We start from the raw sequence: 20,933 nt of genomic DNA, 5'->3' as shown, positions 1-20,933 counted from the left end.
TCTACTCTACCTGCCTTTCCCCCATCTTGTTTTTAATGGTTTTACGCGGTTCCAGCTCACTGGATCGCTTAATGCCAATGACCTGCGCATTCGTTCTCCACAGTTGGCTATAACCTTCGTTGTTTCGCTCCCATTGTGACAACGAGAAAAATTTAATTTCCGCTATCGTTTTGTCTGTATCATCCAAAATGAAGCGCAAATAGCTGTCCTTCTTCGAAACTTTCGGATCAATAGTCACCTTGCCATGCAGCTCTTTCGGTAATCTGAAGTAGACCTGTTCATTAGAATCACGATACTGCTGCTGCTTAAAAATCGTTCCTTTCGCCCCGTCCCACTGATAGAACGACACAAAATATGGAACCTCGTCCAGCGGCTTGTTACTCCAACCTTTAGGCTTCTCCAAATTACCAAATTCCAGAATGCCGTCACCATCCACATCACCACTGGCGATGGTCGCATCCTTGAAGGTGACATCCATAAGATTAAGCTTCCTGAGCTTGCCGTGATCCATCACAATAACATTGGACACGGTAGTGGTCTGGGCAATTTTGGTGTCTATAATAATCCCCTGCCTACCCTCGGCTACCTTGCCAGCAACGACATTATAGACACCTAAGACCTGACTGTCCAAATCCAACGATCCGATTTCCTTAAAGGTTCCCCCACTGAATTGAAACGTTTTAACAGTAAAGAATTCATTACGTCGCAGCGTGATAATCGTCAAATCATTCAAATTATCCCCGTTCAAGTCCATCTTGTTATGGTTAAAATCATCTACGACGAAGTCTGTATAACCTGTAGCATATATTTTCTCCAGCGTTCCTCCGGTATAGGAATACACGATGAGTCCCTTCTGATCCCCGCCATCGCCACTATCTCCGCTGGAAAAACCCGCTACAATATCGAGTGTTCCATCATTCGTTAAATCCACGAGCTTAAATGACTCCAGCACAGTGCCTTCCCCATCAAACGTCAGCTTCTTTACCCATGTTCCGCCCTGATCTTCAAACAAGGCACCATGTATTTTTACGCTCTCATCTGGCGTTTCATAAAAGAGCACTGCTTCGTCTGTGCCATCATTGTTCAGATCACCCGTCCGAATTGGCGTCGGGTCATCTGGGTCATTCGGCCTTAAAGGCTGTACCGCCCCTAGTTGCGTATTCACTGCACCATTCAACTGCTGTTTCTCGTCAGACATCGTCGGTGTCTCCATCAGCGAAATGGGATCGCTAATAACATTACAGCCGCTTAAAAATCCAGCAAGGAGCAGCAAGGAACAGCAGCCAGCCACCATTCTCAACAGCATTATATTCACTTCTCTTGCCGTCCCCTTCACAATTTGTTCTTTTCTGCTTGTGTCAATCGTCTTCCCTGAATATCAAACACCAATTCACCATCATTCAACCCCCATATACGGGAAGCAAAGCGTTCAGCCATTTCCAGCGGCAATACAGTCATGATCGTCACCCGCTCGTCAGAACACAGCTTGCGAAAGGTCTCCAATACATGCGCTGCCGAAGTTGGATCAAGTCCATTTACAGGCTCATCAGCTAAAATAACTTTAGCTCCGTGCACGAGAGCACGCGCAGTCGCTACCCGCTGCCGCTCGCCACCGCTGAGCTTGTCACATTTATCATGCGCCTTATCCAGCAGACCCAGATCCTCCAGTACGTCCATCGCTCCCATATAATCGTCGGAACGCACCATCCCCGTCACCATTCTCCACATCGGAGTTTGAACGGATCTGCCAATGAGCACATTTTTAAGAGCGGTTCGATTCATATTTAGATGCGGGTTTTGCTCCAGGTATGCCCATTCCCGCTTTATTTTCTTCTTGCCCGTCCACCCGGATTTCAGCACATCATTGCCACCTACAATTAAACTGCCTTCATCCCATGGCTCTTGTAAAGCAAGACAGCGAAGCAACGTTGTTTTGCCGCTTCCACTTGGCCCCACTATGGCAATAAATTCGCCCTGATGAATTTCAGCATCAATTCCTCGAAGTAGCTGGGTCCGTTCAGGCCCCACTTGCTTGGTCAGCTTCCGAATTTTAATCATCTAAGTGATTCCCCTTTGCGCGCCATCAATACTGTTTATATTTTATAGTAAATGTGAAACAAATACCATGCAAACCGCAGTTTTAAACCGCCGTTACTCTTTTTCTGGAAAACAAACCTAACAATCCGAAAACAACGTAACTACCTCCAAGGACAAGAAACATACTGCCTTGAGTTCCAAAGTCCAGCAACCCTCCGCTAATATTAGGTCCGATCACACTTCCCAGATTAAAATGAAAGGATGCCAGTACATTCGCGGCTGCTAAAAATGATTTGGGCAACAGATCAGCGGCGTAGGCCAAACCGAGGGAGAAAAAGGAGCCTACTAAACCACCTGCTAGGGTCAGCAATATCAAAGTGAACATAAAATGATTGCCGCTCCAAGGTAGCAACATAAAGGTCATTCCCCCTGCTATACCTACGCTCATTAGCACCTTTTTACGTCCCCAACGGTCACTCAATATCCCTAGCGGTAGCTGCAGCACTAACCCTCCCAAACTGACGAACGGCAGCAAGGCAGCGATTTCATCGGTATGAAAGCCAATACGCAGGCCATAGACTGGAAAGTTACTGTTCAGGCTCGCTTCCATATAGCCGTATAGAAATGCAGGTAAAAGAGCGTACCATGCCCAGCTGTAGCTGCGACGAAATCTTTGAGTGGGACGCGCCTCGGACTCCAGCTTCTCCGGTCTGGAGTCCGGCAGCTTTATTAACACCAATAACAAAACAAGCAAACATAATAAGGCCAACGCAGCGAATGGAACCAGCATTCCATAATCGAGTAGCCATAATCCCAATGGTCCTAATGCAAAACCCAGACCGTATGACATACCATAAAAGGAAATGTTGCGGCCTCGCTTCTCTGCTGGAGTCACCAGCAATATCCATAGCTGCGCAGAGTAGTGCAATGCACTGTCACCAATACCTACTAGCAGACGCAGTATGCACCATACCCGAATATCAGGGATTAGCGGGAATAGCAGCAGCGTAACGAGCACTAGCACAAGCCCTCCGGCCATCAGCTTTTTGAACCCTAACCACCCCAATGTCCGTTCTGCCACCAACGTCATTGCGAATGAACCAATATACAGGGCAGCCGCATTCATTCCGTTTAGTGAAGATGAAACTCCCATTTGTTCCAACGAGATAGACAGAATAGGTAATAATAAACCTTGGCATAATCCGGCAACAATAATAACAGCAATTAAAATAAAATAATGAACTCGTAACGACGACGACATCCTAGCTCCTCCTGATCGAACAAATAAAATAATTAAAATCAATGTTAAGAAATGATTTGCATTTGATTCCATAATCAATAATAATTCTTATCACTATGTATTTCATGCCGTCCTGCAAAACCGGCAAATCACATATACAAATTCAGGTGTAATTAGTGTATTAAAGAATAGAAGAAAAAAATCGCCATCTGAGATGACGATTTTACGGAAAGAGCTTGTCTGGTATGTATCCGACTCCTTCGGTTAAGGAGCCTCGTATGTTCAATCCGAACCCATTCACGTCACAACGCACTATTTCATATTATAGTGGACAATCCCTGGCAGAACAAGCCATAATAAATAAGTGAGCAATTATTAAAATGCTCATGTTTTGCTTATGGACGGGCTTAATTACGTTCACCGCTCTGGGCTAGAAGACAGAATAGGAGGCATTAGTTCCATGAGTTATCAAATTAAAATAGACACTTCTCCAATTTATGAATTGCTCGGCAGCTTCATGGCCTATGTGACTAAAAAGTGGGTCCAAGATATGGACTTGGGCCATGAATGGATCGACAAGGTAGATGCACGACTACAACATGAAGTTCGTACTGAGCTTGCTACAGCTCAGGATTGCCCTTTTAGCGATTATGACGCACTCTATGCCTGGGCGTTACTTCGACCGGAATCGGATGAAATATCTGATTATATCTCTTATTTGGACCACGGTCCGGATAAAGATATGTTTGAGTTGCTCGTTCCGCATATCCCTTTTTTAACCTTTGAAGAATCTTTACGCATTCGCAAGGTATACGCACCACTCCTCAGATTGTGGGATCGTGATTATTTTCGGGCCTTGGAAGGCGAACTACGTGTGTTGGCAGAAGAAGACGCTGCGGAAAAACGCATGCTGCTGAGTAAGATGGAACCGGAAGCACTGGTTGAATATGCGACAGCTGGACTAGTCGTGCCACACGTGGAAGACCTGGATACAGTAGTCCTATTTCCGGTTGTCCATAATCGCCCGATTAATTCATACTGTTTTTATACCCGCACACTTCTGATCCAGTATCCGGTAGATATCCCCGAGGAGAGCGAGGAAGAACCGCCTACGCTTCTGCTACGGCTAACTCGTGCGGTCAATGATCCGCAGCGACTGCGAATTCTACGTTATGTAGCTCAAGGTCCTAAGTCTCTCGAAGACATGCGCCACGATTTGAGCCGTTTGGAAGATACACTCATGTCTGATATGATGATTTTACGAGTGGCTGGTCTGCTCCGTATTCACATCGGACGTTATCATAAGGAAAAATTCAGCATCCGTCCCGATGGCGCGGCTGATTTACAGGTATTTTTGGAATCCTATATTGGATTGTAATTTGAATTGTACTTTTAGTTATAACCAAAGCAGCGTTAAAGCTTTGGCTTGGAAGGAGTATGCATCATGTCGTATCTGAAGCAGCACATTTTATTTGATCTTGATGACACCTTAGTCCACTGCAACAAGTATTTTGACCTTATCCTCAACCACTTTTTCGATTTGCTTCAGGAATGGTTTGCAACTCATAACCTAACGAAAAATACGATTCGTGAAAAACAAATCGAAATTGATGTGGCTGGAGTTCATCAGGTGGGCTTTGCCAGCGAGCATTTCCCACAATCTCTGATAGATACGTACCAATTTTTCTCGGAACAATTCGGACGCCGTCTCGATTCACGGGAAGAGCAGGAGCTTCGCTCTCTTGGCCGAAGTGTATACGAACAGGAAATCGAACCGTATCCAGGCATGGTCGAAACGCTGAACTCCCTCCAAAAAGCAGGGCATTCCCTTCACCTTTATACTGGTGGTGAGCAGATCATTCAAGAAAGAAAGATTGAACAAATGAAACTGGCTACCTACTTTGATGACCGCATCTACATTCGTCAGCATAAAAATGTTGAAGCACTGGAAGAAATCATCCAGATGAATCGCTTGGACCGAAGCATCACCTGGATGATCGGGAACTCTCTGCGCACTGATGTATCTCCAGCCCTTGCCGCAGGTATTCATGCTGTCTATCTCAAGCAGCCTAAGGAATGGATTTACAATATGGTTGAATTGCAAAAAAACGTGAACTCCGTGATGTATACGATACAGAAGCTGACGGAAGTACCACGGGTTATCCACGAAAGCATACAATTACATCAACAAAAAAGGACCCTCGGATAGGGTCCCTTTTTTGTTGATGTAATTGTTATTAAACCTTTGATTCAGCCAAAATAGTTGTCTAAACCCTGTCTCAGGATTCCTCTCGAACGCTAAGTTGTCCTGTACCTGGTTCATTCAGAATAATTCGCGCTTTGACGGTCGATCCATCTTTACGCTTAAAAGACAACAATTGCGTCTGTCCCTTTGTCAACAGAGACTTGAGCATCGTTTCGGTAATCTGCTTGCCAGCATATTCCTTCCAGACGACAAAACCACAGCCCTGCTTGTAGTGGCTGCACCCATACCCTTTACGCCCTTCAATAATGCTTCCGCCACAATTAGAGCATGGGCAGCTACCCAAAGCTTGCCTTTGGCTCACTGAAATGCCTGAGGGTCCGTCGGAAGAGCTGCGTGCAACGGAACCTGCTGTTCCCGCAGCACGACTTGCTGGTGGTGCTGCTTGCTCCAGCGTTGCGCTTCCAGCGTTACCACCGCGTCCTGATGTAGCACGCCCCACCCCCTTGGCGACGGTGCGTCCACTCGCACGTGCGCTACGTGCGCCTTCTTTTCCAGCCGCACGCTTCCCCCTTGCTTCCTCGCCAAAGGCATCTGCCGGAGCTGGTGGCTGCTGCCTCACCTTGTCAATGATGGACAACGTAAATCTTTTAACGTTATCCATAAATTTCTCCTGAGCCGCCTCACCCTTGGAAATTTGATGTAGACGACGTTCCCATTGACCTGTCATCTCCGGCGAGGCTAATAGATCAACCCCGGCATGACGGATCAGATCAATAGCCATCTTTCCCTTTTCCGTAATAAGAATCTTTTTGCCCTTCATTTCAATATAGCCAACCTTTTTCAATCGTTCAATTGTGGCAGCCCGTGTGGCAGGTGTGCCTAAGCCGGCATCCTTCATGACCTCACGTAATTCCTCATTCTCCATCTGTTTGCCTGCGCTTTCCATCGCCTTAAGCAATGTACCCTCCGTGTAGCTTTTGGGGGGCTGAGTTGCCTTTTCTTTCATCTCAGCACGAACACACTCCACCGGACGTCCCGTATCAATCTCAAACTTCTTGTCCGTCCACTCGTCCGTTTCCTCTTCATCCTCTTTTTTCGATGATTTGCTCTTTTTACCTTTATCCTGGTCAACCTTACTTAAAACCACTTTCCATCCCAAGGAAAGAAGCTCTTTGATATTTGTTTTAAACAGATGCTTGTCCACCTGCGTCATTACGGTATGCATTTTATATTCAGCAGGCGGAAAAAAATGTGACAAAAACCTGCGAATAACCAGGTCATATACATTTTGCTCCTCCTTGCTTAGCGTACCTGGTCTTTTTAACGTTGGCAGAATAGCATGGTGATCCTCAACACGAGCTGGATTGCAGACCGATTTATTCTGTTTATGGACCAAGTTGGGGTTGGCTTGTTGTACCAGATCAGCATAAGGACCTGTCCCCAGCATCCGTAGCGCCTTGTGCATGCCGTCTATATTTTGCTCTGTCACATAGTTAGAATTGGTACGCGGATAAGAAATGACCTTGTGACGCTCATAAAGCGCTTGTGCCACATCTAGTGTTTTTTTGGCCGAATAACCGTACTTGGCATTCGCCTCGCGTTGAAGCAACGTTAAATCGTACAATTTAAAAGGATACTCTTTTGTCTGCTTTGTGTCATATTTGGTGATTTTACCCGTTTTTCCGCGAACGGCCGCAGCGATCGCCTCAGCCTCCTCCGGCTTCGTCAGCCGATCCCCCTGCCACGCACCTTTGTACTTGATCTGATCTTGCTTGAATTCAGCCCACACATCATAGAAGGTTTGAGACTGAAATGCCTCAATTTCCTTTTCCCGGTCATGAATCAATGCCAGCACGGGAGTCTGCACCCGCCCTACTGACAGCAGTGTATTATGTCGTGTTGTGAACGCTCTGGAAGCATTCATTCCGATCAGCCAATCCGCTTCACTTCGTGCCCTTGCAGCTTGAGTCAGAAATTCAAACTCTGAAGCATCTCGCAATCGTTCAAAGCCTGTCGCAATACTCTCCGCTGTCAAATCTGAAATCCACAGTCGCTTAACTGGCTGATGCAACTTCAATTGCTGTTGAATCAACGCAAAAATATATTGCCCTTCCCGTCCAGCATCACAAGCATTTACGATGGCGTTGCAGCGTTTAGCCAGTTCACCAATTATTTTCAGCTGATCCTTTGTTTTCGGATTCGGTACAATTTTGAACTGCTCAGGGATAATAGGAAGATCCTTAATATTCCATCGTTTGTACTTAGTATCGTATGCATCCGGCTCAGCCAAACCCAGCAAATGTCCGATCGCCCAGGTTACAATGTATTTCTCCCCTTCCAAATAGGTACGGTTATTTTTTGCCCGCGGCTCCATAACGGCGGCAATCGTCCGTCCCATATCTGGTTTCTCAGCAATAATCAACGTCTTCATTCATACTCCATTCCTTCCTGACGGCCTTCTGTTTCTCCTCCATGAATCATACATATACATGGAATGATAATGAAAACACAGGTATCCCGGCCTCATGCAAAAGGAGCCTTCTCCCGACGAAAGCTCCTTTGTAAATTCATTTAGTCAAACGCTTCAACAATATACGTGTATTATACCATAGATACCATGGTTCTCTCAGGTCATGATTTTATACAGTCAACGAAAGTTATGTATATGTTAATTTATATAACATAAAAATCAGCTTTTATCTAATTTTCTTGTGGAATAATCCTTTTTTCTATAAAAAAATCTACACTAAACACCCATTTTTATGTTATGATCAATTTAGATAAGAAATATATGGTGATACGATTGAATTTAAGTTATATTATATAACATATATTTCACAATGTTTCACAGCTCAATAATCATTTATTCATTTTTCGCTTCTGGCAGACTCAGCTTGAAATACAATAAAGCCCCATCCGAAGATGGAGCTTTGACTGATCCGTAACATGAAATTTATAATTACACCAAAACGGTAGCGCCCATGAGGTATTTATCAACTTCTCGTGCAGCTTCTCGACCTTCATTAATAGCCCACACGACAAGACTTTGTCCGCGACGCATATCACCTGCAGCAAAAACCTTATCCACATTAGTAACATATTTTCCATAACGTGCTTTAACGTTGGAACGACGGTCCGTCTCCAAACCAATTTGCTCTACAATCGTTTGCTCAGGACCATCAAATCCAATGGCAATAAGAGCGATTTGTGCAGGGAATACGCGCTCCGTACCTGGAATCGGTTGATAGATTTTGCGCCCAGTTTCATCAACAATCCGTTGAATTTGAATGGTGTGTAGCTCTTTCAGATTACCGTTCTCATCACCTACAAATTTGGTCGTCATGATGGAGAACTCACGTGGATCTTCTCCGAACAACGCCTTAGCTTCTTCCTGTGCATAATCGAGAGAATACACGTTTGGAAATTGTGGCCAAGGATTGGCAATCGGGTCACGCTCCATAGGCGCTTTGGTGTGTGTGCCAAATTGAGTGACACTCCGACATCCATGACGCAAAGAAGTAGCTACACAATCCGAACCCGTATCACCGCCACCGATTACAATAACGTCCTTACCTTGGGAAGACAAATAGTTGCCATCTTCCAGATTGGAGTCCAAGTAACTTTTGATAGTACCATTCAGATAATCCATCGCATAATGAACACCCTTCAAATCGCTACCTTCAATGTTGAATTCTCTTGGCTTCGTAGAACCACCGCATAGGACAACAGCATCATATTCAGCAATTAACTGATCGGTAGGGATATCTTTGCCGATTTCCGTATTTGTGATGAATTGAATACCTTCTGCCTCCAGCAAATCCACACGCCGCTGAACAACCTTTTTATCCAATTTCATGGACGGTATGCCATACATCAATAATCCACCCACACGATCTGCACGCTCATACACAGTCACGCTGTGCCCTGCTTTGTTAAGCTGTGCAGCTGCAGCCAAACCTGCCGGACCCGAACCGACAACAGCCACTCGTTTGCCTGTACGCTTTTCTGGCGGATTAGGGACAACCCAGCCTTCCTCAAAACCCTTTTCGATAATAGCTTCCTCAATGGTTTTAATTGTAACAGACTGTCCGATCAGGCCGACTGTACACGAACCTTCACATGGCGCAGGACAGACACGACCTGTAAATTCCGGGAAGTTATTTGTTTTGTGCAGCCGCTCTAGCGCTTCCTTCCACAAACCACGGTATACGAGATTATTCCATTCCGGAATGAGATTATGAACCGGGCAGCCTAAAGTTGCTCCCATGATATCCATCCCCGTATGACAATAAGGAGTTCCGCAGTCCATACAACGCGCCCCTTGGGTACGCAGCTCTTCTTCAGACATATGCTTATGGAATTCTTCCCAATCCTTTATACGCTCTGCCGGGTCCCGGTCTGTAGGAAGCTGTCGTGTGTATTCCATAAATCCAGTTGGTGTAGACATGTTACGTTCCCCCATCTCTTCGCTTATGAACCCCGATCATCCATTCAGAATTTAAGTCAAATTCGAATTTGTCTGCTTGTATTATGAAAGGGTCTGTTCTCGTTGAATTTGATTTATTGTATCACAATACAGCGTAAAAGTAATGAAAACTTATGCAACTTTTTGCATCAACACCAAAAGGATTTTTTATATGGTTTATTAATTTTTCAAATGAGTGGGGTCGGATACAGTCCATTCTTATTCCGTTTTCTCGTAAACAACAAAACGGTACTCATATGGATTTCTGTCATCCTTGATACCCGGAGTCTCACTAACTATATTCCAACCGTTCCAATCCAGCTCGGGGAACGTTGTATCGCCTTCAAAAGTCTCCTCAATCCGAGTCACAATCAACCGATCGGCATGTGGCCAAAACAGTGCATAAATTTCTGCTCCTCCAATGACCATTAGCTCCTCCTGCTTTGCTAATTGGAGCCCTTCTTCCAGTGAATGAATCACTTCCGCACCTTTCACCTGATAACACTGATCTCGAGTTAAGACGACGTTACGTCGGTTTGGCAGGCTTTTTCCTCCAAAGGATTCCCACGTCTTGCGCCCCATGAGTACCGTTTTATTAATCGTCTGCTCTTTGAAAAAGGCCATGTCTCTAGGGAGGCGCCAGGGAAGTTTGTTATCCCGGCCAATCACACCATTTTGTGCCATAGCCCATATCATTGAAATGCCCATTTTTCCACCTCCTCTAATCAGATGGCGACAGGCGCCTTAATCCCTGGATGATACTCGTAATTTTCAAAAGCAAAATCGTCATAGGTATAATCAAAAATCGAATCCGGTTTGCGCAGAATTTTTAACTGAGGCAACGGATAAGGATCACGTTCCAGCTGTGTATGCACTTGTTGCATATGATTTGAATAAATATGCACATCGCCGCCTGACCAAATAAATTCGCCGGGCTCCAAACCACACTGCTGTGCAACCATATGCGTAAGCAATGCATAACTCGCGATGTTGAACGGCAGCCCTAAAAAGGTATCCACAGAACGCATTGTTAGCATACAGGAAAGCTTTCCTCCAGCTACATAGAACTGAAATACAAAGTGACATGGCGGCAACTTCATGGATTCGATTTCTGCCACATTCCAAGCACTGACGATGTGTCGACGTGAGTCTGGATTGTTTTTAATAGCCTCTATGACATTCGCAATTTGATCAATATGTTGCCCGTCTGTTGTTTCCCACGAGCGCCATTGCGATCCATATACAGGCCCCAGATTCCCCTGCTCGTCCGCCCACTCATCCCAAATGGTAACTCCGTTCTCCTTGAGATAAGAAATGTTGGTATCTCCCCGCAAAAACCATAACAGCTCATGAATAACGGATTTCAAATGAACTCTTTTGGTGGTCACCAAGGGGAAGCCCTTGGCCAGATCAAAACGGAGTTGTCTTCCGAAAACAGATAGTGTACCCGTTCCTGTACGATCCTCTTTTTTTACTCCATTCTCTAAAATATCCTCCAGCAGTTCCAAATAGTTGCGCACGTTATTCCTCTCCTTTGAGCATGAATAAAAACCTGGCATCGCCAGATTCTAATCTTTAAAATTCTTTTTCTGCACCAATATCTATATTTAGTTTATCATGTACGGTGCTTCGTTGACCATGTACTGTGTGAATTTTCATAGTAGTCCTGAAAACCCTAAAGTTTGAAAAAAAAGAGACAAAGAGCGCAGATATAGCGCTCCTTGCCTCTCTTTGTCATGTATGAAAACCAAAAACGAGATAATGAAAAATGGTATTAGCGACGTGGTGCCAATGCATGGATCGGATGACCCAGCACGACTTCCGCTGCTTCCATAACGATTTCGCCCAATGTAGGGTGAGCATGAATAGTCAAGGAGATATCTTCGAGTGTAGCACCCATTTCAATCGCCAGACCCAGCTCAGCAATAAGGTTGGAGGCTTCCAGGCCTACGATTTGCGTACCCAGTACCAGACCTGTGTCAGCGTCAGCTACGATTTTCACAAAACCTTCAGCAGCGTTCAGGGAAACCGCACGACCGTTTGCTCCATAAGAGAACTTGCCAACTTTGACATTGTAGCCTTTTTCTTTGGCTTCTGTCTCTGTGTAACCTACGCTGGAGCATTCTGGATCTGTGAAAACGACAGCTGGCATACATTTGTAATCTACTACAGACGGCTCGCCTGCGATTGCTTCAGCAGCCACTTTACCTTCGTAAGAAGCTTTGTGTGCCAGAGCAAGACCAGCTACGATATCGCCGATTGCAAAGATGTGAGGAATGCTAGTACGTCCTTGGTGATCAACTTTCACCATTCCGCGCTCATCCAGTTCTACGCCGATCAGATCCAGACCCAGTTCACCGTCTGTGTTTGGACGACGTCCAACAGTTACAAGCAGATAATCAGCAGTTACTTCTTTGCTTTCGCCGTTAACGGAGAATTTCACCGTTACGTCTTTATCTGTTTGCTCTGCACTTTCCGCTTTAGCGCCAGTGAAGATTTCGATGCCAGTTTTCTTCATGCTTTTCGCAACGATCGAAGTCATATCTTTGTCGAAACCAGGAAGCACTGTATCCATACCTTCAATGATCGTTACTTTAGAACCGAATTTGGAGTACATTTGTCCAAGCTCTGCACCAATGTATCCACCACCGATTACGATCAGGCTTTTTGGAATTTCAGGCAGGTTCAATGCTTCTGTAGAAGACAGAATGCGTCCGCCAAATGGGAATGGTTTCAGTTCGATTGGACGGGAACCTGTTGCGATAATTGCATTTTTAAAACGGTAACGTGGTGATTCATGTTCGTTGAATACACGCGCTTCGTTTTCGTTGATGAACATGCACTCGCCATTGAAAACTTCAACTTTGTTGCCTTTGAGCAAGCCGCTTACGCCGCCTGTCATTTTTTTAACAACACCGTTTTTGAATTCTTGTGTTTTAGCAAAGTCTACTTTTACATTTTCAGCCGTAATACCGAAGGACTCGCCATGTTTAGCTGCTTCGTATTGGTGAGCTGCAGAGATCAAAGCTTTGGATGGAATACATCCACGGTTCAGACAGACACCGCCCAGCTCAGATTTGTCAACGATCAATACGCTTTGTCCCAATTGTGCGGCACGGATGGCAGCTACATAGCCGCCAGGACCCGCACCGATAACCAATGTGTCAATATCCAGAGAAGCGTCTCCTACTACCATTGATTACACCTCCATAACAAGCAACTCAGGGTTAGCGAGCAGCTGTTTGATATAGTTCATGAAGTTTTGAGCAGTTGCACCGTCAATAATACGGTGGTCAAAGCTCAAGGAAAGAGCCATTACTGGAGCGGCTACAATTTCACCGTTTTTCACGACTGCTTTTTCACTGATGCGGCCAGTACCCAAAATCGCAACTTCAGGGAAGTTAATGATTGGAGTAAAGAACATACCGCCTGCAGAACCGATGTTAGTGATGGAAATTGTACTTCCTCTCATTTCGTTCGCAGCCAATTTTCCATCACGACCGCGCACAGCTAGATCACGAATGGAATCAGCAATCATCCAGATACTCTTACGATCAGCATCTTTGATAACAGGAACGATCAAGCCGTTGTCTGTATCTGTAGCGATACCGATGTTGTAGTATTTTTTGTAGACAATTTCGTTTGCTTCTTCGTCGATTGTGGCATTCAGAGCCGGGAATTGACGGGAAGCAGCAACCAAAGCTTTTACGATGAATGGCAGGTATGTTACTTTTGTGCCTTTCTTCTCAGCAATTGGTTTGATACGAGTACGGAAAGCAACCAGTTCAGTTACATCTACTTCATCCATAATCGTAACGTGCGGAGCCGTATAAGCCGATTTAACCATAGCATTGGAAATAGCCTTGCGGATACCTTTAAATGGTACGCGCTCTTCCTCAGCACGTGGATCTGCTGCTGGTGCGGATGCTGCCGCAGCTTTCGCTTCTTTCTTAGCAGGCTCTTGTGCTTTTGCAGCTTCTTTCGCTACTGGTGCAGCCGCTTGGCCTCCACCATTTTTGAAAGCTTCTACATCTTCTTTGGTGATTTTACCATTTTTGCCGGAGCCACTCACTTGAGCGATGTTTACACCTTGCTCACGAGCAAATTTGCGGACGCTAGGTGTAGCTAGTACATCTTTGTTAGAAGCAGCAGGAGTTGCAGCTGGTTTAGTGTTAGCTCCGCCTTGTGCAGCATCCTGTTCTTGTTTAGCAGCAGCTGGTGCTTCTTCTTGTTCAGGAAGTTCACCCTCTGCAGCGATTACAGCTACGACTTGACCTACGTTAAAGATGTCGCCGTCTTTGGCAAATACCTCTTGTACTGTGCCATTGACCGGACAAGGAACTTCAACTACAGCCTTATCGTTTTGTACTTCCATGATGATATCTTCATCTGTTACTTTGTCGCCAGGCTTGATGTGCATCTTGATGATTTCGCCTTCGTGAAGACCTTCACCCAGCTCTGGGAATTTATATTCAAATCTAGCTGTACCTGCAGCTCCGCTTTGTGCAGCAGCACTTGGCTCAGGGCTAGCAGCTGGTGCTTCTGGTGCTTCTTCTTGTTCAGGAAGTTCACCTTCTGCATCAATTACAGCTACGACTTGACCTACGTTAAAGATGTCACCGTCTTTGGCAAATACTTCTTGTACTGTACCATTAACCGGACAAGGAACTTCAACTACAGCCTTATCGTTTTGTACTTCCATGATGATATCTTCATCTGTTACTTTGTCGCCGGGCTTGATGTGCATCTTGATGATTTCGCCTTCGTGAAGACCTTCACCTAGCTCCGGGAATTTATATTCAAATTTAGCCACGTTTAAAACCTCCCAAATTTACGGTGTGCTTTAATTAAAATTCCAATACTTTATTAACCGCATCAATGATACGTGTTGGGGTTGGCAACCAAGTATCTTCAATTTGAGCAAAAGGATAAACGGTATCCGGGCCTGCTACACGCAGAACAGGTGCTTCCAGATGCAGGATTGCTTTTTCGTTAATTTGTGCAATAACTTCAGCAGCTACACCGGAGCTCTTTTGCGCTTCTTGAACCACGATAGCACGGTTGGTTTTTTGAATAGAAGCAACAACGGTATCAATGTCAATCGGACTAATGGTACGCAAATCAATGATTTCCACTTTGATACCTTTTGTTTTTTCCAGCTCATCAGCAGCTTTAACCGAAGTGTGCACCATCATACCGTAAGTAATGATCGTCACATCGGAACCTTCACGAACTACGTTAGCTTTGCCCAGTTCAACTGTGTAATCATTCTCAGGAACTTCAGCGCGGAATGCATGATACAAGTTCAAATGCTCCATGAAAAATACTGGATCATTGTCGCGAATAGACGCGATCATAAGACCTTTTGCATCGTAAGGGTTGGAAGGAACAACAACCTTGATACCAGGTGTTTGAGCCAGAAGGCCTTCCAAGGAATCTGTATGCAGCTCGGCTGCCTTAACACCGCCACCAAAAGGTGTACGGAATACGATTGGAGAATTGTAACGACCACCGGAACGGTAGCGCATACGGGATGCTTGAATTGCCATTTGATCGAGTGCTTCAAAGATAAAGCCTACGAACTGGATTTCAGCTACAGGGCGGAAGCCTTGGATACCCAGACCCACAGCAAGACCCCCGATTGCGGATTCCGCCAGCGGAGTATCGAATACACGTTCTTCGCCAAATTCTTTTTGCAGACCTTCTGTAGCGCGGAATACGCCACCTACATGACCTACGTCTTCACCGAAAAGCAGGACGTTAGGGTCGCGTTTCAACTCTACGCGCAGTGCGTCACGAATCGCTTCTTTCATGTTCATTTGTGCCATTTGCTTCATTTCCTCCTTAAACATTGACAGATCAATTTCAGTTCAGGTCAATCGAAAAGCAGACCGGATCGGGTTACCGCCCGGTCTCTTTCAAGTTCAATTATTTAAAATCAGCTTTTTGTTCTTCCAAGTGCTTAGGCGTTGTTTCGAACATGCTATCGATCAGGCCAGGAATTGTCATTTTCTCTGTTTTCTCGGCTTTTTTGATCTCTTCGTTCACTTTTGCCTTAGCTTCTTCTTTTACGCGAGCTGTATCTTCTTCAGTCCAAAGGCCTTTTTTCTCAAGGTATTTCGCAAAGCGGGCAATTGGATCTTTCGCATTCCATTCGCCTTCTTCTTCTTTAGAACGATATTTTGTTGCATCATCAGAAAGGGAATGCGGACGGAAACGGTACGTTACGGCTTCAATCAAAGTAGCACCTTCACCATTACGTCCACGCTCTGCAGCTTCTTGAACGGCTTTAATAACTGCAAGCACGTCCATGCCATCAATTTTCACGCCTTTAATACCAGCAGCTACTGCTTTATGAGCGATCGAAAGAGCAGCCGTTTGTTTTGAAAATGGAGTCGTGATCGCGTAACCATTGTTTTGCACAAAGAAAATAACTGGCAACTTGTATACACCAGCATAGTTCAGGCCTTCGTAGAAATCACCTTCGGAAGAACCGCCGTCACCTGTATATGTAATGGCGACTTGTTTTTGCTTTTTCAGTTTGTAACCCATAGCAATACCCATAGCATGCAAAATTTGCGCGCCAATGATGATTTGCGGCATCAGTACATTAACACCGTCCGGCACTTGGCCGCCGTGTTGATGACCACGGGAATACAAGAAAGCTTGGTATAATGGCAGGCCATGCCAAACGATTTGCGGAATATCGCGGTAGCCTGGAGCAATAAAGTCTTCTTTTTGGAGCGCATATTCGCTACCAATCATGGTTGCTTCTTGTCCGGATACCGGAGCGTAGAAACCGAGACGTCCTTGACGACCTAAGTTAACGGCACGGTCATCCCAAGTACGTGTAAATACCATTCGATACATAATTTCTTTCAATTGATCATCTGTAAGTTTAGGCAACATATCTTTATTGATAATTTCACCATCCGGAGAAAGTACGGACAGCGCCTCAACTTCCTCTGTGTAAACTTCATAAGGAACCTTGCTCATTTTCTTCACCTCAACAAAAAAATTTGAATATCAAGTTCCGCTGTTATAGGATTATTATACACCTGTTATATCGCTCGCGTCAAAGATTTAGTTATTTTTTTTGAGTTTACCACATTTTTGTGTATGTAACAGGGTATGTTTTTTACTATAACAGCTTAGTACATGATTGAAATTTTAAACATCTATTGCAATCAGGGTAATCTTAACTTATTGTGATCCCGAATGCAAAATAATACCCAAGAAAGGTGACGAAAAATGACGGATTCTCGGTATTTAAAACGAACCATCCTTAAAGACGAAGTAAACAGCCGCTTTCTTAGCGAGACCAGAACTCTCCGGATATATTTGCCGCCCGGCTATAATGAAATATTGAGCTACCCGGTCGTATACTGTCAGGACGGAGAAGAATTTTTCAATTTTGGCCGCATTGCAACTCACGCCAACCGCCTCATTCTAGATGAGGGCGTCGAACCCTTCATTATTGTAGGTGTGGAAGTGAATACCAAAATCAGAACTCAGGAGTACGCTCCCTTTGGCAATCGTTTTGAGGCGTATACCACCTGTTTTGCAGAAGAGATTATTCCCTATGTGGAGCAAAAGTATCCTATAAGAAAAGATGCAGCGTCCCGCATTTTGGCGGGGGATTCACTGGGAGGCAGTGTGTCTCTGCATTTGGCTTTGATGTATCCTCAGCTGTTCAACCGCATTATCAGCCTCTCAGGTGCTTACTATGAAGCTTCGCAGGAAATCATCGCCCGTGAGAAAGATCTTTCTCATTTGCGGGTGTGGATGACGGTTGGCCTTCAGGAAGATGCATTTGAGAGTGATACTGGCATTTACAACTTTGTAGAACTTAACCGTCAATGTGCAGATTTGCTGCGCGAACGGAACGCTGAAGTTTCTTACCGTGAAAAGGATGGCAAACATTTGTGGGGCTTTTGGCAAAACGAGTTGCCTGACGCGCTAATGTATTTTTTGGATCGCGCCTGAGTAAAAATTCTTCTATAGGGAATGGAGCATTGACCTACTAGGTCATTAAGCTCCTTCCTCATTTTTTAATGCAATTTGGTTGCGCTTTCAAAAAAGTATAATGAAAAACGGCAATTATTGCCGTCATCTGTCGTTCACATTATAGCTTTTCTTCTACGATCTTGTCCAGCAAGGCGTCGCAGCCTGCGTCCATTAATCGATAGGTCTCTTCAAAATTCCCTGTAAAATATGGATCGGGTACTTCTCTTAATTTTTCTTGAGGAAGCAAATCCATAAATTTTAGAATATCAGCCTCCGCTCCACCTGCAATCTTTCGCATGTTTTGTTCATTAGAGTCATCCATGCACACAATATAATCAAACGCATCAAAATCACGGCCCGTTATTTGCCGCGCCTGTATGCCTTGTTCGCTGATTCCATGCAGTTTAAGTTGCTTTAGTGTTCCCTCATGCGGGGGATTTCCGATGTGCCAGTCGCCTGTCCCGGCCGAGTCCACCCCGATTTCTGCGCTCAATCCCCGTTCCTGCGCTTTATGCCTCAGTATTGCCTCCCCCATCGGAGAGCGGCAAATATTGCCCAAACACACAAACAAAACGTTAATCATTTCGTTCTCCTTCCTATTACCCGTTACACTTCCTTTTTTTCTGTTTCATTGTAGCCATGTCCTCCAAAATTGTGCAAGCCATATTTAACGCGGTATACTTAAAAACGATGGTATATATAGGATCGTATCAGAAAGAAAGGATGTTGATTATGACAAAAAAACGAGCGATTGTATTTTCAGGCGGTCGTCTTAATGAAGAAGATTTACATCAAATACAACCCGATGATTTTATTATAGGTGCAGATAAAGGTGCTCTTTTCCTGATCGAGCACGGTATTACACCACATATCTCTGTAGGAGATTTTGATTCGATCACACCAGAGGAAAAAGAAAAGGTAGAATCAGCAAGCCAACGTATGATTTCGTGCGATCCAGTACTTAAAGACTTAACAGATACTGAGCTTGCTTTGGAAATCGCTATGGACGAACGGGCAGATCATGTACTGCTGCTTGGTGTGACTGGCACCCGGATGGACCACACATTGGCTAATGTTCAAATATTGGTACGTGCAATGCAGCATCATATTAGCTGCGCTATTATGGACGCACATAATTATATTGAGCTCACCGGATCAACGCTTGAGATCCAGCCTATGGGTTATACATATACATCGCTGCTTCCTATGACTGCCGAAGTAACAGGCATACAACTGGAAGGATTTATGTATCCGCTACATAATGCCACCCTCAAAATGGGACAATCACGTGCTGTCAGTAATAAGCTAACGGCTCCAAAAGGTACGATTTCCATCAAAAGCGGTCTTCTACTCGTTATTCAAAGCAAGGATTAATTATGACATTGTTGTAACCATTGTTTAAATTGTTTTTTCACTCAAAACCTTTGATTAATAAGGGTTTTTCCGTTTGTAGAGATCTATGAATCGATATATTTTTAACAAATTGTAATTTTTAATTGTTTTTTAATAATCACTGTGTAAGTCTTGTCCCTCAAGCATTTGAGAGTTCTTTTCCAACTATTAGGCGGCTTCAAAACTGTTATACTCAACGCTGTCAGTTAGTTAGCAACTCAGCAAAATATTGCACAAATCAATTTCTGGAGGTACTTACAACATGAATATGCAGAAAATCATAAAAAAGGTAATTATCGCAGGGGTCGCAGCCACGATCGGCTTTGGTACTTTTGCAATTGAGGGAACAAATACGGCACAGGCTGCCACTACTACTTCTGTTGGCCAAAAAGTAATTAACTACGGCGAAAAATATATGGGCACACCCTATAAGTTTGGAGCTTCCACAAGCACGACGCGCAATTTTGACTGTTCTTCTTTCATGAAGCACATATTCAAGAAATACGGAGTGAATTTGCCGCGTACTTCTGTTCAACAGTCCAAAGTTGGACATGCCGTATCCAAGTCCAATTTGAAAAAAGGGGACTTAGTGTTCTTTTCAAGCGGTAGCCGTGCCACGGGTCGCAACATTACCCACGTAGCAGTCTATATGGGCGGGGGTAAAATTCTACACACTTACGGCGGACCTGGCGTGACTATCTCCGATTTGAACTCTGGCAACTGGAAAAGAACATACATTAAAGCACGCCGCGTGCTGTAGTTTGAAACTCATTATGAAATATGCGAGCCGGGACGAAAGTTCCGGTTTTTTTTATATGCCTTATGCTATTCTGATACGGTTGGTGTTCTGAGTGAATAGCCAATTCCTCGTTCCGTACGGATCATTTTAAACTTATATCCTTTATCTACTTTAACCCTCAAATGTCTGATATAGACGTCTACTACGTTCGTATCAACGATATAATCATGTTTCCAAACATCCTTCAGAATTTGCTGTCTGCTACAAACTTGGTTAAGATGTATCGCCAGGTGAAGCAAAAGATCAAATTCTTTCGGAGTTAATTCCAGCTTTTGCCCCCCTCTGCTCACCATTCTGCTTGCATTGTCTATATGTAAATCACCCGCCTCGATTGCCCTTTTCACATCACGTTCAATACCAAAAATCCGCAATAAATTAGCCACCCTAGCCTGAAAAACTCTAGGATAAAAGGGCAGGACGATCACATCATGTGCTCCTTGTTCAAAGCAGGAAACAATATGGTCCTCCTCATCTGATGAAGTCATTGCAAATAGCGGGACATGAGGATGGTATTGCTGCAATGTGCGAAGCAAACCATGTGAATCCGTCGGTTCATCTTCTATATTGAGCAGTAGCAAATCCACAGGATTATGGGCTACATAAGAGCTTGCATCTGTCGTATTGCTAACATGAACCACCTGATAACCTGCCTGCTCCAATGGATGAACAAATACGGGAGACGCTTCATTTACATCCACAAGTAAAATTAACGGGCTCATCTTTTCACCCACCTGGTTTGGACATAGCATTACATATTGGATACGAACAAGTTTGTTATAAGCCATTA

The 20,933-nt window shown here is 44.5% G+C and carries 18 protein-coding genes; 5 read left to right on the top strand and 13 right to left on the bottom strand.

The annotated features are described in order from the left end of the window. Position 1: 1 nt before the first annotated feature. The 3 genes from WA407_RS08230 to WA407_RS08220 all read right to left on the bottom strand — a co-directional run bounded on the left by WA407_RS08230 (position 2) and on the right by WA407_RS08220 (position 3,298). Positions 2-1,336, bottom strand: a complete 1,335-nt coding sequence (locus WA407_RS08230) for a hypothetical protein (RefSeq protein ID WP_322160862.1) — start codon at positions 1,334-1,336, stop codon at positions 2-4. Continuing rightward, positions 1,333-2,058: a phosphonate ABC transporter ATP-binding protein gene (locus WA407_RS08225; RefSeq protein ID WP_235309689.1), complete on the bottom strand. Its 726-nt coding sequence runs from the start codon at positions 2,056-2,058 to the stop codon at positions 1,333-1,335. The genes WA407_RS08230 and WA407_RS08225 overlap by 4 nt, the downstream gene beginning before the upstream one ends. Before the next feature lie 82 nt (positions 2,059-2,140). Next, entirely contained in the window at positions 2,141-3,298 is a 1,158-nt protein-coding gene (locus WA407_RS08220) for an MFS transporter (RefSeq protein ID WP_336077107.1), read from the bottom strand. A gap of 439 nt (positions 3,299-3,737) precedes the next feature. Between WA407_RS08220 and WA407_RS08215 the strand changes: the two genes are divergently transcribed. Further along, entirely contained in the window at positions 3,738-4,655 is a 918-nt protein-coding gene (locus tag WA407_RS08215) for a hypothetical protein (RefSeq protein WP_061828235.1), read from the top strand. Between the two features lie 66 nt (positions 4,656-4,721). Then, entirely contained in the window at positions 4,722-5,486 is a 765-nt protein-coding gene (locus WA407_RS08210) for an HAD family hydrolase (protein ID WP_235309688.1), read from the top strand. A gap of 70 nt (positions 5,487-5,556) precedes the next feature. Here the strand turns inward: WA407_RS08210 and WA407_RS08205 are convergent, their stop codons facing one another. The 8 genes from WA407_RS08205 to pdhA form a co-directional block, all read right to left on the bottom strand. Next, positions 5,557-7,914 (bottom strand): type IA DNA topoisomerase, encoded by a 2,358-nt coding sequence (locus WA407_RS08205; RefSeq protein WP_235309687.1) that lies wholly within the window; start codon positions 7,912-7,914, stop codon positions 5,557-5,559. A 528-nt stretch (positions 7,915-8,442) separates the two neighbouring features. Further along, positions 8,443-9,930 carry a glutamate synthase subunit beta gene (locus WA407_RS08200; RefSeq protein WP_061831490.1) on the bottom strand — a complete coding sequence of 496 codons (1,488 nt, stop codon included), beginning with the start codon at positions 9,928-9,930 and terminating at the stop codon, positions 8,443-8,445. A gap of 237 nt (positions 9,931-10,167) precedes the next feature. Then, on the bottom strand, positions 10,168-10,656 hold the full coding sequence (locus tag WA407_RS08195) for a dihydrofolate reductase (RefSeq protein WP_235309686.1): 489 nt from the start codon (positions 10,654-10,656) through the stop codon (positions 10,168-10,170). Between the two features lie 17 nt (positions 10,657-10,673). Then, positions 10,674-11,468, bottom strand: coding sequence for a thymidylate synthase (gene thyA / locus WA407_RS08190; RefSeq protein WP_013310507.1), 795 nt, complete (start codon positions 11,466-11,468; stop codon positions 10,674-10,676). 254 nt (positions 11,469-11,722) lie between these two features. Continuing rightward, the gene (gene lpdA / locus WA407_RS08185; protein ID WP_061831492.1) at positions 11,723-13,144 is read right to left on the bottom strand and encodes a dihydrolipoyl dehydrogenase; all 1,422 of its coding nucleotides are present in this window, start codon (positions 13,142-13,144) and stop codon (positions 11,723-11,725) included. Positions 13,145-13,147: 3 nt separating this feature from the next. Continuing rightward, entirely contained in the window at positions 13,148-14,761 is a 1,614-nt protein-coding gene (locus WA407_RS08180; protein ID WP_165177008.1) for a 2-oxo acid dehydrogenase subunit E2, read from the bottom strand. A 34-nt stretch (positions 14,762-14,795) separates the two neighbouring features. Beyond that, a complete protein-coding gene (locus WA407_RS08175; RefSeq protein WP_039271308.1) occupies positions 14,796-15,776 on the bottom strand; it encodes an alpha-ketoacid dehydrogenase subunit beta in 981 nt (326 codons plus the stop codon). A 100-nt stretch (positions 15,777-15,876) separates the two neighbouring features. Next, positions 15,877-16,944, bottom strand: a complete 1,068-nt coding sequence (pdhA, locus tag WA407_RS08170; protein ID WP_013310511.1) for a pyruvate dehydrogenase (acetyl-transferring) E1 component subunit alpha — start codon at positions 16,942-16,944, stop codon at positions 15,877-15,879. Positions 16,945-17,199: 255 nt separating this feature from the next. Here pdhA and WA407_RS08165 point away from each other — a divergent pair, with 255 nt between their 5' ends. After that, the gene (locus tag WA407_RS08165; protein WP_061831494.1) at positions 17,200-17,934 is read left to right on the top strand and encodes an alpha/beta hydrolase; all 735 of its coding nucleotides are present in this window, start codon (positions 17,200-17,202) and stop codon (positions 17,932-17,934) included. Positions 17,935-18,073: 139 nt separating this feature from the next. Here WA407_RS08165 and WA407_RS08160 read toward each other — a convergent pair whose 3' ends face one another. Continuing rightward, the gene (locus WA407_RS08160) at positions 18,074-18,538 is read right to left on the bottom strand and encodes a low molecular weight protein-tyrosine-phosphatase (protein WP_336077106.1); all 465 of its coding nucleotides are present in this window, start codon (positions 18,536-18,538) and stop codon (positions 18,074-18,076) included. A 149-nt stretch (positions 18,539-18,687) separates the two neighbouring features. Between WA407_RS08160 and WA407_RS08155 the strand changes: the two genes are divergently transcribed. Together WA407_RS08155 and WA407_RS08150 are read left to right on the top strand one after the other, a co-directional pair. Continuing rightward, on the top strand, positions 18,688-19,329 hold the full coding sequence (locus WA407_RS08155; RefSeq protein ID WP_336077105.1) for a thiamine diphosphokinase: 642 nt from the start codon (positions 18,688-18,690) through the stop codon (positions 19,327-19,329). 280 nt (positions 19,330-19,609) lie between these two features. Beyond that, positions 19,610-20,107 (top strand): C40 family peptidase, encoded by a 498-nt coding sequence (locus WA407_RS08150; protein ID WP_069011717.1) that lies wholly within the window; start codon positions 19,610-19,612, stop codon positions 20,105-20,107. Positions 20,108-20,172: 65 nt separating this feature from the next. On the opposite strand, the gene WA407_RS08145 is transcribed toward WA407_RS08150, so the two are convergent. Further along, complete coding sequence (locus WA407_RS08145; RefSeq protein ID WP_254328494.1) at positions 20,173-20,865, bottom strand: response regulator transcription factor; 693 nt, start codon at positions 20,863-20,865, stop codon at positions 20,173-20,175. Positions 20,866-20,933 lie beyond the last annotated feature (68 nt).

The organism is Paenibacillus sp. 203 (assembly GCF_037027525.1).
Lineage (GTDB): Bacteria > Bacillota > Bacilli > Paenibacillales > Paenibacillaceae > Paenibacillus > Paenibacillus polymyxa_B.
Note: the sequence above shows the minus strand (reverse complement) of the source record. Positions and strands in the feature narration are given on the sequence as shown.